General features: G+C 36.7%; 13 protein-coding genes. 10 read left to right on the forward strand and 3 right to left on the reverse strand.

Annotated features, from left to right (window positions below; translation table 11 throughout):
- Positions 1 to 393 precede the first annotated feature (393 nt).
- The 5 genes from QD47_RS26955 to QD47_RS26970 all read left to right on the forward strand — a co-directional run bounded on the left by QD47_RS26955 (position 394) and on the right by QD47_RS26970 (position 5,069).
- On the forward strand, positions 394 to 768 hold the full coding sequence (locus QD47_RS26955; protein WP_044649014.1) for a hypothetical protein: 375 nt from the start codon (positions 394 to 396) through the stop codon (positions 766 to 768).
- A 586-nt stretch (positions 769 to 1,354) separates the two neighbouring features.
- Complete coding sequence (locus QD47_RS26960; protein WP_044649015.1) at positions 1,355 to 2,482, forward strand: hypothetical protein; 1,128 nt, start codon at positions 1,355 to 1,357, stop codon at positions 2,480 to 2,482.
- Between the two features lie 345 nt (positions 2,483 to 2,827).
- A complete protein-coding gene (locus tag QD47_RS32285) occupies positions 2,828 to 2,998 on the forward strand; it encodes a hypothetical protein (RefSeq protein ID WP_161797210.1) in 171 nt (56 codons plus the stop codon).
- A gap of 57 nt (positions 2,999 to 3,055) precedes the next feature.
- A complete protein-coding gene (locus tag QD47_RS26965) occupies positions 3,056 to 3,406 on the forward strand; it encodes a hypothetical protein (protein ID WP_044649016.1) in 351 nt (116 codons plus the stop codon).
- A gap of 265 nt (positions 3,407 to 3,671) precedes the next feature.
- Positions 3,672 to 5,069 carry a helix-turn-helix domain-containing protein gene (locus tag QD47_RS26970; RefSeq protein ID WP_044649017.1) on the forward strand — a complete coding sequence of 466 codons (1,398 nt, stop codon included), beginning with the start codon at positions 3,672 to 3,674 and terminating at the stop codon, positions 5,067 to 5,069.
- Between the two features lie 189 nt (positions 5,070 to 5,258).
- On the opposite strand, the gene QD47_RS26975 is transcribed toward QD47_RS26970, so the two are convergent.
- A complete protein-coding gene (locus QD47_RS26975) occupies positions 5,259 to 5,546 on the reverse strand; it encodes an AbrB/MazE/SpoVT family DNA-binding domain-containing protein (protein WP_044649018.1) in 288 nt (95 codons plus the stop codon).
- 642 nt (positions 5,547 to 6,188) lie between these two features.
- Here QD47_RS26975 and QD47_RS26980 point away from each other — a divergent pair.
- Positions 6,189 to 7,328 carry a hypothetical protein gene (locus QD47_RS26980; protein ID WP_044649019.1) on the forward strand — a complete coding sequence of 380 codons (1,140 nt, stop codon included), beginning with the start codon at positions 6,189 to 6,191 and terminating at the stop codon, positions 7,326 to 7,328.
- 133 nt (positions 7,329 to 7,461) lie between these two features.
- The gene (locus QD47_RS26985) at positions 7,462 to 8,319 is read left to right on the forward strand and encodes a stalk domain-containing protein (RefSeq protein WP_044649020.1); all 858 of its coding nucleotides are present in this window, start codon (positions 7,462 to 7,464) and stop codon (positions 8,317 to 8,319) included.
- Between the two features lie 288 nt (positions 8,320 to 8,607).
- Here QD47_RS26985 and QD47_RS26990 read toward each other — a convergent pair whose 3' ends face one another.
- Positions 8,608 to 9,558 (reverse strand): hypothetical protein, encoded by a 951-nt coding sequence (locus QD47_RS26990; RefSeq protein WP_044649021.1) that lies wholly within the window; start codon positions 9,556 to 9,558, stop codon positions 8,608 to 8,610.
- Between the two features lie 660 nt (positions 9,559 to 10,218).
- Between QD47_RS26990 and QD47_RS26995 the strand changes: the two genes are divergently transcribed.
- The gene (locus QD47_RS26995; RefSeq protein ID WP_044649022.1) at positions 10,219 to 10,698 is read left to right on the forward strand and encodes a hypothetical protein; all 480 of its coding nucleotides are present in this window, start codon (positions 10,219 to 10,221) and stop codon (positions 10,696 to 10,698) included.
- Positions 10,699 to 10,942: 244 nt separating this feature from the next.
- On the opposite strand, the gene QD47_RS27000 is transcribed toward QD47_RS26995, so the two are convergent.
- A complete protein-coding gene (locus tag QD47_RS27000; RefSeq protein WP_044649023.1) occupies positions 10,943 to 11,398 on the reverse strand; it encodes a DinB family protein in 456 nt (151 codons plus the stop codon).
- A 562-nt stretch (positions 11,399 to 11,960) separates the two neighbouring features.
- Between QD47_RS27000 and QD47_RS27005 the strand changes: the two genes are divergently transcribed.
- Both QD47_RS27005 and QD47_RS27010 read left to right on the forward strand, forming a co-directional pair.
- Positions 11,961 to 12,461, forward strand: coding sequence for a hypothetical protein (locus QD47_RS27005; protein ID WP_044649024.1), 501 nt, complete (start codon positions 11,961 to 11,963; stop codon positions 12,459 to 12,461).
- Between the two features lie 287 nt (positions 12,462 to 12,748).
- Complete coding sequence (locus QD47_RS27010) at positions 12,749 to 13,600, forward strand: hypothetical protein (RefSeq protein ID WP_044649025.1); 852 nt, start codon at positions 12,749 to 12,751, stop codon at positions 13,598 to 13,600.
- Positions 13,601 to 13,684: the final 84 nt, after the last annotated feature.

Genomic DNA, 13,684 nt, shown 5'->3' on the forward strand with positions numbered 1-13,684 from the left:
AGAAAGATGATCTTGAATGTTAATAGATTAAGGGAGGGACCTTCATAATGTGCTTAATGACTACTCATTAAGGTAGAGCTAGTAAGGTTTACGGTTCCAAGAATACGTGAATACTGTTAAAATCATAGATTCCAATAAAGAATATCTTCCGATCACAGACAACCAAATCAGATTATCTATATTCAAATATAATCTATATGCAATTATCAAATACTCAAAATGAGTGGTATAATGAGTAAAGTTAACTTAACTTAACTTTACTTTTAAGTTTGTCCTAGTCATGAGACTCATGGACTTTTATTATGAGAAAATGCCTCTTAAGGTTTGCTGATGGAACTCCATCGCATTTCTTTAGGGGCTTTTTTGTTACCTTATACCGAAGGAGAGAATCTTATGAAACCGATTCAATTTTACAAAACACAGAAATGGGAGCCTTTATTTATTCATTATTTTTATAAACATAATAACAAAAAAATTCGTGCCATTTTATCGAAGTCCGCGAAAAATCCAGGATGTTATCAAGTTACCACATTTACTTTTAGTTCCCGAACCGATATGTTTATTCCATGGAGTGATTATATTCGAGATTCACTAAGAGCATGCCTAAGACAGTTAAATACAGAAGGTTACACGCGAGAACTTCAAAAGCGATTCGATTTGTTTGAGAATCCAGAGAATTTTGTTCCGACGCCTATTCGTGACATGAACCTTAAGCAAAGGCAAGAAGAACGAATGGCCAGATTTTTTGGTTTAGATATCCTCAAATAATTAACTGAAGAGGTGATTTATGCTGGCGAGTATATTTTATCTTCTAAGATTACTTTTTCTAAGCTTTTGGTAAAATTTAAAATGAATTCTCTATTATTACTATATTCAGTAGTATCTTTTCTGTTTACATTAATTGAGTTAAGTAAATGATGAAAATCAAAATTTTCAAGCAGTTCAGCTACTAAATGTATACGAATGTGTTTCAGCCTTAGTATAGGTATTTATATGATAATTTAAGATCCAGTGCTTTTCTGAAATTCGAGCTTTCTATGATTTTCTTATCAAAATATGCTTTAATAAGCTCTTCATTTGAAGTAATTGCAGGTGCTGCATATACAGCTAGAACTTCTTTGCCTATATTATTCGGAACGTAATCGTGAGCGTTACAAAGCTGATGTTTTAGTCGAATTTGACTGACAACACTCACTGATTTGAAAATTAGTTTGAGCTAAACAATTAATATGGATTTAGCTCTTTTAATTGTAATTAAAAAACGACAGAAATTTTTCTTTTATTCTATGTAGCCATATAATTGATTTAGTTGCTTGTCAATAAAAGCAACCTTATAACTGAAAGGAGTAATACAATGAAACGTTTTGATGAAACCGCAATAAAAATTAGTGAACTAATCTCCAGCAGTACATTCTCCAGGTACATAAATTACATACAGAATGGGTTGAGTGATATTCAACGTATATGGAACAATGAGAGCTGGGATGATATTCTTGAAAATTACATGAATAACTACTGGGAAGACCTTATTGACTTAAACGAGAATCCTTATTGGTCTCCTGATAATACAACGAATGAAGATAAAATATTGGTCTTTTCAAAATTAAAAAAAGCTGTGTTTTCGACTATTCACAAAAATTATCAGGCTCTTCTTGAACAACGTTTAAAATTACTGCTTGGTGAGGGCACAGAACTTTGGGACACCTTTAAAGAAAGCGTTAATGATATTTATGTTATAAAGTCATCTGCAGATATCTGGAAATTGCGTAATCAAATTGATAAGTTACTTCTTCACTACACGTTAATGGAAAAAACAAAACTAGTATGGGAGGGACCCTTGAACTATTCGGATATATCTCTAACAACTCCAGAGTTACAAAATATTGAATTTGTTCCACCGACCCATCTTGGAACCGAAGTGAATGAAGATCCTTCAGCTACTTTACCTGAGTTAGTTGACATAACAAACTCAATAATAGAAGATCAGTCTACTTTATACAAAGACATAGATAAAAAAGACAATAAAATTACCTATGTATTCAAACGAAATCTCAAAGGGGGAATAGTACCTAATTTGCCTCCAAAGGGTGCATTCATTCCTGAACGAATTGTCCGGGAAAAAAATATCGAGCATGGTGATAAGCTAAAGCTCATAAAAAGCTATACACAAAATGAACAGACTTATTACGATTTTGACATTGTAGAGAAGGTATCTCTTATACAGCATGAACGTATTCAATTTAATTATTGCATTCTAGAGAAAAACGAAAATAGTTGGTATGTCGAGCAACATGAACCTTTTAAAAAAGCTGGGAATAACAAACGGATAAACATTAACTGGAACGATGCTCCTTATCGAATTAATTTAAATGAGGTTGATGTTCATGCATTAAATCTTAATGCTGGCAATTTGATTGATGTTGCTTTTTGGGAAGACAATCCATCTTCACCAAAGATTATTTGGTATCACCGAAATCTCTAATAGAGCGATATATTGATCAAATCCTACTGCTTTAAAGAAACATCGAAACACTATGGAACCACATATGACTGAAGCGTTTTAAATATTAAAATGGATTCAGAGTTGTTTATAAACAGGAATACAGACCCCTGTTCTATACAGCAAGTTCGTTCTATGTTAAGAAAAAAGTTGTTTGAAAATCGAGGGGGAATTAATATTGAAGGACGTTAGAGAGATCGAAGTTGTTGAAGGGCAGATGATAGTCATCCATTAGGAGGATGGCGAAGACGAGGGAGGCGCAGGGGTGGGCAATGCTTGGGCTGACAAGGGGAGTTATGAATGTGACGTTTTATAAGAAGGGAAAAGATGGTATCTGTACGCAAAGACAAGGGCACAAAGCTCTGTTGGTCCGGCATCAAAGAAGATGTTGTAATGGTGAAAAACTGGTGGTTTAAAAAAGACTTAAACGACTTTACTTATAAGAGTATGAATAATGAATTAGCTGATTGTTCTAGAGAAAATATAGTATTAGGTTGACATGATACATTTTTTTTTAGATATAAAATCATCAGGTGTTAGGAAAAAAGCTTTTGATTGGAGACAACAACAAATATAAAAATCCCTTCAAATCGTAAAGAACGTGTAAAATGGCTGGCGCAAAAATTCGGTCAAGGATCAATTATAGTTTGGGCTGATAAGACTGATCGTGAAGTCAAAAATGAATTTACTTCAATGTACAGACTGTATAATAATATGAAAGATTTCGATGAAGAAGTTACCCCATCACCCTGTATTATATGTGGCTCTGAGGTCATGTGGATTACGAGGTGTGGGTGTGGTGAAGGGTTGGCGATCCTTGATAAAGATGACCCTGATTATGAAAAACGTATCATAGAGATTAATGAAGAATCAAATAGACCAGCCGAAAGAAGAACACCAGTCTGAGTCTAATAGCTTATTTTCCTTAAATTCCGACGATTGTATTGTACAATACCCCGTTGTGTTTTTAGCGCAATGGGGTATTGCCTTGAGATGGAGAAGTATAAGTCCTGATATATAACCGTAAAATTTTACCTTATATTATATAATTATTACAAAAAAAGGTATTATGTTTTAGGAAGATTTTTTATTATAAGATTGTTAAATTTTTTTGAATTATAGGTTGGTATCACGTTCGATAACTCATGTTAACGTAAAGGGGGAAGCTATCTTGAATAATGCAACCACGATACGCACAGAATTAGAAAATCTCATGATACAAAACGGATACAATATGGCTCAACTCGCAAGATCCACACAGCTAAACCCTGGAACCGTGAGTGCGATTCTTAGCGGAAACCGTACTCTTTCCATAGATGAATTAGATCGAATTACTTCAGTAATGGAACTTCCCAAAGGACATTTTTATGAACGATATTTTGAAGAATACTTAGTGGACTTCAAGCCTAATTGGACTAGAATAAGTTCTATTTTGCACAATAGCGTTGAACTCGATAGTTTGGATTTATTTAAAAAGGTTGTAAAAAGGTTTAAAGATAAATTAAATTACTCTTCTTCCTTATTTGGAATAGCTGAGGTTTTGTTTAAAAATGGTAAGTTTGAAGGAGCTGCATTGCTATATGAAGCCGTAGCGGAAAATGAAAGAAACCAACATTCTAAAAGACTGGCTATGTGCCAGTATCGTATTTTCTTGATAAAACAGGGAGAAAATCAGCAGCAAAACTATCAGGCTGCTAATCAATTTGAGCCTTACGTAGAACGTCTAAATGAAATGGATCAATTGGATGCTTTAAAGGATTTGGCGAATACATATCGTTCATTACGACGATGGTATAAAGTTGAGGAAGTCGTGCATAAATTGGAACATAAGGCCAGAATCCAATATCAAATCAAACGTCAAGAGAGAAACGAGCAGGAGACACTGGCATCACCCAATAGGCCGCTATTTTTTTACTTGGCTTATTCTAATCTACTTATGGCAGGAGTTTTTGAAGCACGGGGGGATTATAAGAAAGCTTTACAGTGTACTTATGCTTACGCAGACTTAAGCTGGGTGAAAGAAACCGATGAACAAACTTTATATTGGATGAACCTTTTTAAAGAATGGGCTGAAGCTAATACTTACGGGAACAAACTTTTGTCCGGAGATATTGAGATCCTCCCTGATTATCTTGCCTATATCCAAAATAATGAAGATGAGATTCTTCCTGCCTTGGTGAACATCATGGATGCAGCAAATCGTTTCGGATTAAATGTGGATCAAATACTTCAAAGGTTTGAATCTGAAATACATTCTTTTATAATCCAGCAGATCGCTGTAGGGACATATACGGATAATCTGGTATTGGAATATATTATTTATCTGTTTTATGAATTAGCGGACTATTACTTGAATCAAGAGAAATATTCTAAAGCTTACGATTTTTTGATAAATTGCTTGGAAAAATCTGCATCTACGAATAATAAATCATATATAATAATGTGTGTAGGATTGTTCGAAAGTTCCAGAGATATGGCTTCCTCTGAAATCATTGCAATCTACCAAGAAATTATCAAAGGGGTGCACAAAAATGAAAAAAAAGATCGCTCTATTATGTTTGGCGGTTAGCTTTGCTTTAGTGTTTTTCGTTTCTACACAGCCACAAGGGCCCATCTTTAAACCTATGATTCAACACGGTAATGGATAAGGTTTCATTGATTCAAACTAAGACCAGCGTCTTTCAGCTGGTCTTTTTCATTAATTTAAGATTCCTACTAAAGAATAAGCGATTAGCTTTTTCACGAGTAGCCCATGAAGTTATACTTTAGTATTGTTGTCTGTAAGAGATTTATCTGATGTCGAATTTGCTGTTAATTCATGCTTACACTTTGCACATATAAAAAAGTTCTTAAAAGGAGAAATATCTTCAGTCTCCCTACAAATCAAACATGTTTCGCCAGTATAACGCTGTATCATAATGGACCCTTCCTCAAAAATAACTTCCACAGAATCACCATTAGTAATATTTAGTCTTTCTCTTATCCCTGCCGGGATTCCAATTCTTCCTAAGCTATCTATGTACCTAACCAGCACCGATTTGTTCATAAGACATCTCCTTCTATGAAATTTTGTGATAATTATATCAACGTTTTTGAAATATGCGTTATTATACCTAAAAAAACTTATGAATGTCTTAATGTGGAATTTAAATTTAACAATGAGCTGTTACCGCTTTAAGTCAAAAAAGATTCTATTTAAAATAACAATCTGTTCAACCTAAGTGAGGATTTTTTAAATGACACACCCTATCGACAATGTAGAGTGATTGATTTGTGCTCTATGAAATTAAAGTTAAATAAAATGATGTATTTCGTTCGTTTGTAGCAATATCTAATACATTTAATCGAGCAAATTCCCTTAAACAATGCAGATTTTCAGTTGAATATACTTTCAGTACGCATTCCTAGAAGTGTAAAAAAAAATGTATCTTAATGGAAAAAACCTATCTATGTTGTTAATGACATAAGATATAAATAAATCTATAATACATATTAAATAGGATTCGAATCCCATTTATAGCATGGTGCCTCTATTGGCCAGTAGAAAGAACGCTGATTCATTAGGATCAAGGGATTAAAAATTACATAAGGAAAAAGCACAGGAGTTCCCATGATTGTTTTGTATTCAGTTCTCTAAGGATCATGCTTAAAGCTTAATTACAAATTCATATTCTATAGGAGGAAAGTTATGAAAATGAAAAAAGTATTGATGGTAAGTTCATTAGCATCTGTTTTAGTCCTTTCGTCTTTTTCAAATGTATTTGCTGAATCCCAGGCAACTACATCCCATTCCGATATTTTTATAGATGCGACTGTTCAAGGGCACGAACGGAATAATCTCCTTAACTTTATGGTGAATTTAGAACCAGATGCCCGTGAGAATGTTATCTATGAAGATGAAAACGGAAAATTGCTTGCTAACAAACCTAAATTACTCCAAAAAGTGATCAAATACAAAAAGACCTCTGAGAATATATTCGAAACTCCTGATGGCAAAGAAAGTTTTGCTTTACCGGTCGATGATAGCAAACCAAGCCAAATTGTTCTTCACGGCGATCAATTTACGCAAGAAAATAATAAAAATTCTGTTAGCAACAGTGTTTATAAAGATACTACTTGTACGGCAACTTCAAAAGTAGAAGAAGAGATTGGTACTCAGGCTACACAACATCCGTGTACAGGTAGCACTGGTCCCTATAGAAGAGTAACCTCCCAAGCTAATTACTCATGGCAGTCTCATTATGTCTATTTACCTGGAGGTTCGGAGATCCGAGACCATAATACAAAGGGAACTTCTGACTATAACGGCGATGCAGGATATGTTTATGTGGGAGGGCAGGGAGCTAACGGTGGGGGTGTGGATGCCGGATTGCTTCACAGTACTTTGTATGATAATTGGGGCATGTTGATTAGTGTCGATGGTGACCCTCTAGGATACGACCAGCGGTTTAAAAGCAAACAAAACGTAAACATGAAGTTTTCAATTCCTTCATCCAATAATATTGCACTTACTATTAGTGGGAATGATTATACTACCAACAAAAATACAACGGTAACTTTCGGCCGGTCAGCCAAAGGTTTTGTCCCTGGCGGTGGAAATATTTTAAAACGCCTAACTACAATTGGCCAAAAACCGCAAAATTTTCACACTGGTTCTTATATTCATAATGCACGCTGGTATAGTAGCCTGATTGGAAATAGCTCTACAAACTACCATACTTGGACTGCCTCAGACACCAACGCGAGTGGCACCTGCTCTTATACAACTGATGTTGTAAGAGTTAATTACGTCAATGCTGGTGAAGAAACGGACAATATAGACATTTAACAAGTCATCTCTTGAAAAGAGAACGCAAAAAGGATATTTCCTTTGATGCGTTCTTTTTCCTATATTCGCAACTTTTTGTATTTTTTAGCGTAATCTAATTGGATCATTACAAATGAGTGGAGGAGTGTATGATATGAAATTATTAAAGAATATTTCTTTATTTTCAATTTTAACCGTATTATTATTTTCGTTAAGCATAAGCAACGCTGACGCAAAAGGAAACGTGACTGTTATCAAGTCCCCGGTTATACTTAAAATCAATCAATATTATATCTTGTACACATCACCAGATGTTCCTTACATCGACAAACAACAACGTTTTATGATCCCATTACGTGCAGTAAGCGAGTTGCTGGGAGCAAAGGTCGATTACGATGCAGTCAATAAAAAATCGACAGTTTCTTGGGAAAACAAAAACGTTGAAGTTACAATTAACTCTAACAATGTAAAGTACAATGGAAATAACACGAAAATTGATACGGTCCCCGTGTTAAAGGAAAAACAAGTCTTCATTCCGGCTAAGGTGTTACTTGACGGCTTAAATATTAAAGGCAGCTGGGAAGACCAATTGTTAACGATTACAGACACAAAATTTAAGAAGAGCAAAGTGATCTCTTATTTAGAAGGGGGGTACGATTTGAATCCCATTCCCTTAAGTACAGATATTAACACTAATAAAATTCGGCCGTTATCATATGAGCTCACCTTGCCGACAGCTGATAGCAATCCGAGAATTGCAAAAATAACAGTAGAGGCTCGGAATATTTCTGGAAAGGACTTGAAAATAGGTAGCGAAGACCTCCGACCTACTTTCATTACAGATATAAGTTACCAGTATGACAAACAGGATAGAGATCGACCCGCAGTTCAAAAAGGGGCAATTTTTAAACGCACTTGGAACAACATAGATCTTTCGTCAACCAGCTCTTCAAATAATTATCAGTACAACCCACTAAAATATATTATTGTTGTTGGAAATGTTACAGATTGAATTAGATAAGAGGGTTGCTTAGATTTTACTAATAGCGAAGCTACAATGGTCGCCAAGGAGCTCCATTGTAGCTTCGCTATTGATCTTAAGAGGACTTCTAAACGTCAGGGAGCAGATGAGGTACCGTCAAAGAGCATTAAGAAGAGACCATCCAGGTGGATCGCCTAGAAGCCGGGATTAACCCCTCGGTGCGATTATACATAGGCCAGAACATATAAAGAGCCCCAGGACTTAAAATGACCTAGGGCTCTCGACCTGCTGAGCATCCTGATAAGAAGCTCTTAATTTTTAATATTCGTAATATTCGTCATCTATATCCAAACCAAGGACAGGATCGTATGGCGCATCTATGGTAACATACCCGTCTTTTATCGTGTATCCGTTTACTATTAGGTACTTTACTGGGGCTGCAACTTCCATGTCATCCAATGTAGATTTCGCAGCTACATCCCAGAGAACTGTTGGAATGCACATTATGGAGTGTCCAACATCAGCAATCCAAAAATGATATTCTTTTAAGTCTTCAGGCAAATTCGGGTATGGGCGACTCTGAACCATATGGCCAAGCCCCTCCATACTTTTACGCAGTTTCCTTTCAGGTGCTTTTGGAGATTTAATACCAGTTGCAATGGTAGCTTGCATCGGATCAGTCCATTCAAAATTACGATGATTGAGTTCCATCTTATTTTGAAGCGCTGTTTTGGCCTCTATGAAAGCAGCAATAGACTGTTCAGGTATCAAGTTAAATTTTTGAAGTGCGGTTGCAGCAGTTACTCTTACTGGATTTTCAATGTACCGTGATTCTTTATGTATTCCCTTTTGATAAACGTTCAGAAGTAGCATAGGGCTTGTAGCAAGTGCCTTAACAAAGGATTTATGGTTGCTTTCACTTGGATTTATCAGTGACTCTACTATAAATGGATTAGGCCAAACGTCCCGAATACAAAATAACAAATGAACCAGATTAGTATTTTGGATATTATGTTCTTTTAAGTGGAACTGTACTTTATTTCGAATTAGCAACTTAGCATCTTCATTTGATAGAGTGAAGATTTTTAGTTCTGGCACTGCATATCGTTCATCATTTGTTAGATCAGACTGAATCCAGTCTGCCCATAGCCAAATTTGTGGCATATCAGTAGCTTGAAAATAGAGAACATTCGGCAATATTCCCTCTTTGTTTGCCATAATCTTATGTCTATCAGAGAGGGGGAATAGTTCGTCATTATCTGAATACATGTATAAATCTCCTTCCAGCATCAAGGCTATCCTTTAAATCTTTATTCGACACTTATAGTAAGAATCCTTTTGAGGAAGACAGTCTAAATATCTTTTTCATATTGATCTAGTTGTAAGTGATCGAGCAATAAGACGTAATTATAAACTAACCTCGTACGAAAAATGTAGGATATTGTCCCTATTTCCTGTATTATAAGATAGTAAAACATATCCATAAAGCAATCAAAATAAAAAATCATTCAAAGGCGATAACACCATGGAATATTCAAGTGTAAAAATAAATATTATAATGGAATTATTACTTCTAACCATGAAGAAGCTGAATATTGTACAAAATGTTATAAAAATATGGTCATGTTACTCCCCATATTTCAAAAACAAGTCCATACTATGCCATATAAAAGGGCTTCAGAGATGTTAGCATTTCCGAATCGGTGCAGAATGAAAAAATGTAAATCCAAAAAAATGGTATAGAGAAATGTGTAGGAAATGCTACATTAAACTTGTAAAAGCAGAGACGGGAAAATAGAAATATGAGTTAGAATCAATGGTAAAGCATTTAGTAAAAAAGCAGCAGGGAAAGTGACATATACGGTTGTTATTCAACAGCACGAGTAGTTATATTATTTGTTGAAATCTATGAAAAGGTGATAAATCGAAATGACCCCAAACCAACAACATATCATGACCTATACAATGATTAGTGGCATAAAAGGATCAATACCACTTACGAGCCAGCAAATACAGGTGTGGATGGAATCATATCGCATCGGGACTACTTTTATAACGAACGTAGGAAAAGAATACTTTGGATTGAATCCTAAGTTGGTGGCAGATTTTAAGGTGCATAATGAATATTCTGAGCAAAGAGAACATGTATCAGCCGTACAGCCTACTCATGCCAATATGGCACTTGATTCATTGTCAGCCGCATACAGGCAGCATAAAACATTAATTCAGGTTACATGTAAATGCGGAGCTTCCTACATAAAAGAGTCACCTTATAAAAGACTTAAATGGTCATGCGAGAAATGTAATAATATTGTGTTTTTAGATCAAAAGAAAGGTATGGTCGACACGCAAAAAGGAAAGGCTTGGTTTATGACAAACAAATATTATGTTGATAGGAATTACAATTAATAGGGGCTGTGATTTTTTTCTATCATACGTATTAGTACTTTTTGAATTCTAAGTATTTTGAGAAACGCTCTCTCTATGTCACCAATTGCGCCGATAAAGGTACACGCCATAGATTCACTCATGATGGGGAAGGACAAACATATATTAGCATGTTGCTCTTAGATGGTAAAAGCAATTTGTTGAGCTATCGTACCCGTCGTTCAATGCCAATCCCATTCCGAGTAATGGTGATTATTAGGCCCTATTAGAGCCTCGCGAACGTGATGTAATCGACTTGAATAGGCTCTGCCGATTCGATTCGAAGTGCCCGGTTGATCTGTCCCCGGTGATATTGCCCATGCAAGAGGACCTGCGACAGGATGTCCCGGACGGACGTTCGGAATGGAACCCCGCTCTGGTTCGCATAGGCGATCATCTCGTCCAACTCGGATTCCTCGAGCCCTTCGATATAGACGCGATATTGCTCGGCGTTTTCTTCGAACATCGTCCGGATCGCCGTCAGGTCTTCCGCTTCCTCCCATAACGAATATTGCGCGCTGCCCTTGCCCTGCACTCGGGACAGCCAGACTCGTTCCGCGACCGCGACGTGCCGAACCAGCTTCAGAAGGTCCTTGTTCTTCGTCTCACTCTCCTCGAGCGCGTCCAAGATGCGTCCGTCCGCCCAGTACAGGTGGTCCATCATGCACTTGATCGTCTTCATTTCGGTTTCCCCCTCTTCGTCTCATCAATTACTTGAACCTACTGTTAACCGTTAGTTTAATCATTTGAATGAACTAAAACAACCTTTTTTAGGTGAATTCCTTGTTGCTGTAACACTTCCAAGGAGAAACGTACATTTTCAAAGGTATTAGTGGTTTTTCTTCTTTAAGTAATGATTCTGAAGGTACTCCTAACGCTCCCCCGACATTTTTAAGAAACTCATCATTCGGTTGTTTCTACATGAGGGGGCGTACCACCAGAAGGTAGAATAAATTGAGCGATACCGTTATGGTACAATGTTGCGGCTCTTTCCATTAATTGAGGATGACTTGCTATTTTTCAGTCTAGAATTTTATTTTCTTCTGACACACGGAAGGCTACTCGGCGCTGAAGGCTGCAGGGTTTTGGACATATGTCAACCAAGTAATACGTTAATGATTGTATAAAAGCAAAGATAACGCAATTCAATCACAAACTTGCCTAAATATGTATAACATTTTTTTGGGAATTTCATGTAAATATTGATAGGAAATCTATTACCATTTGATAGGGAGGAATTATCTTTGAAGAAAAAGCATTTTATTGTTCCAGCCTTGGCTTTAGGAATAATAGGGGGATTCATTGCCGTACCTAATGCGATCTTTGCGGATTCAGGTGTAACTGATTCTGCAAGTACATTGACTTACGCAACCAAAAATGAGGTAAAAACACCTGGTAATCATGACGGAGTGAGTCTTTTTAGAACAAAAGATCTTTTTAATGTGAACCTTGACGGCAAGTCGCCTTTAACAGAGTTCTCCATAACTCCTGGATATGGTCATGTTAAGATTCGTGTAGAAAACAACAGCAAGACGACGCTTACTCTTACCTTAAAGCATGTCGACAGTGGGAAAGATTATTTTACCAAGTATGTGGGTGCTGGTGATACAATTAATTGGTATAGCATGGATTCGTTTTCAGGCGGAATGCGCTCAGGAAACTATGAAATACAGTGGCGTGCTGGCGGAGCCTATGTAGACGCCTCAGCACGGGCTATATCAGCCACTAACCCAGATGAACTTTAATTAAACCAAGCCATAAAGTTTTGTACTAAAAAAAGCTCCGTTTGATTGGAGAAGTTATAACGATGGTTTCAAGAGCGATTTGCGTTCGGGAAACTACACCCTTCAATGGTGTGGTGGCAATTATAATGTTGATGCGGAATCCGATGGGATTTGCGGTTCAAGTTCTGCGGACGTCCAATAGGTTCGAATTAATTTTAAGAGATATAAGGACGACGACTACAGACACATATACTTATACTGCAAGCTTTCCTTGGTTCGCTTATAACTCACGTATAATTTAAAGGAGAATGATAACTTGTGAAAAAGAAAAAATATTTTTTTCATCAGCCTTATCTATTAGTTTGTTGGGGGGGGGTGTCGTGCCGAGTGCGATCTTTGCAAGTTCAGATGTAACTGATTCTGTAAATACATCCAGTACTGCGACCAAAAATGCTGGTAAATCCACTATTAGTGACCATGTCATAACTCCTCAAAAATCAAGAGATGTTTTTGATGACATTTTCGACAAAAAGGACCCAGTATCACGTTTTGTATTAGATCCTGGATACGGGCATCTTAAAATTTTTGCTAAAAATAGAGGTGATTCAACTATTACTTTTAGCCTGGTGCATACAGACAGTAGAAAACAATATATTGTTAAAACTATTGGCGCTCATAAAAAATTGCTCTGGGATAGTGTAAGTTCTTTTTCACAAGGGCTGCGCTCAGGAAATTATGAAATACAATGGAGAGCTGGCGGCGATATTGTGCATGTCACAGCATGGGGTGTGTCAGGAACTGATTCTGCCAAAGTAACGACTCAAAGGGGAATAGATGCTATTAATGTCGGAATAACCGGAGGTGCTACCGCAGCAACCTCCTTTGATATCCCTAAAGGGCATGGACATGTCAAACTCCGTATGAAGAACTATTCTGACCATACAGTCAAAGTAAGTTTAACACACGACAATTCGAACAAAGTATACATTACTTCTTTAGCAATCGCTCCTCATGACACATGTATTTGGAGAAGCACAGATGAAGGCTACTCATCTGGTATGCGTTCTGGAGATTACACACTTCAATGGCGTGGTGGCGATTATAAAGTAGACGGACATGTTTGGGGAGTCGTTGGTACACAGCCTGCGGATGTACAATAGCTTCTGATTTAATTTTAAGAGATAAGGATAACGACTATACAACAAACAAGAGCGCTCCAGGCCGATGAAAGGTCTGGAGCGCTC

The organism is Paenibacillus terrae (assembly GCF_000943545.1).
In the GTDB taxonomy this organism is placed as follows: domain Bacteria; phylum Bacillota; class Bacilli; order Paenibacillales; family Paenibacillaceae; genus Paenibacillus; species Paenibacillus terrae_A.

What these genes read in the sequence shown, in the direction of transcription:
- QD47_RS26975 (WP_044649018.1), bottom strand. Translation starts at nt 5,546, where the DNA reads ATGAACAAATCGGTGCTGGTTAGGTACATAGATAGCTTAGGAAGAATT.
- QD47_RS26980 (WP_044649019.1), top strand. Translation starts at nt 6,189, where the DNA reads ATGAAAATGAAAAAAGTATTGATGGTAAGTTCATTAGCATCTGTTTTA.
- QD47_RS27010 (WP_044649025.1), top strand. Translation starts at nt 12,749, where the DNA reads ATGATAACTTGTGAAAAAGAAAAAATATTTTTTTCATCAGCCTTATCT.
- QD47_RS26990 (WP_044649021.1), bottom strand. Translation starts at nt 9,558, where the DNA reads ATGTATTCAGATAATGACGAACTATTCCCCCTCTCTGATAGACATAAG.
- QD47_RS26960 (WP_044649015.1), top strand. Translation starts at nt 1,355, where the DNA reads ATGAAACGTTTTGATGAAACCGCAATAAAAATTAGTGAACTAATCTCC.
- QD47_RS32285 (WP_161797210.1), top strand. Translation starts at nt 2,828, where the DNA reads ATGGTATCTGTACGCAAAGACAAGGGCACAAAGCTCTGTTGGTCCGGC.
- QD47_RS26995 (WP_044649022.1), top strand. Translation starts at nt 10,219, where the DNA reads ATGACCCCAAACCAACAACATATCATGACCTATACAATGATTAGTGGC.
- QD47_RS26985 (WP_044649020.1), top strand. Translation starts at nt 7,462, where the DNA reads ATGAAATTATTAAAGAATATTTCTTTATTTTCAATTTTAACCGTATTA.
- QD47_RS26955 (WP_044649014.1), top strand. Translation starts at nt 394, where the DNA reads ATGAAACCGATTCAATTTTACAAAACACAGAAATGGGAGCCTTTATTT.
- QD47_RS27000 (WP_044649023.1), bottom strand. Translation starts at nt 11,398, where the DNA reads ATGAAGACGATCAAGTGCATGATGGACCACCTGTACTGGGCGGACGGA.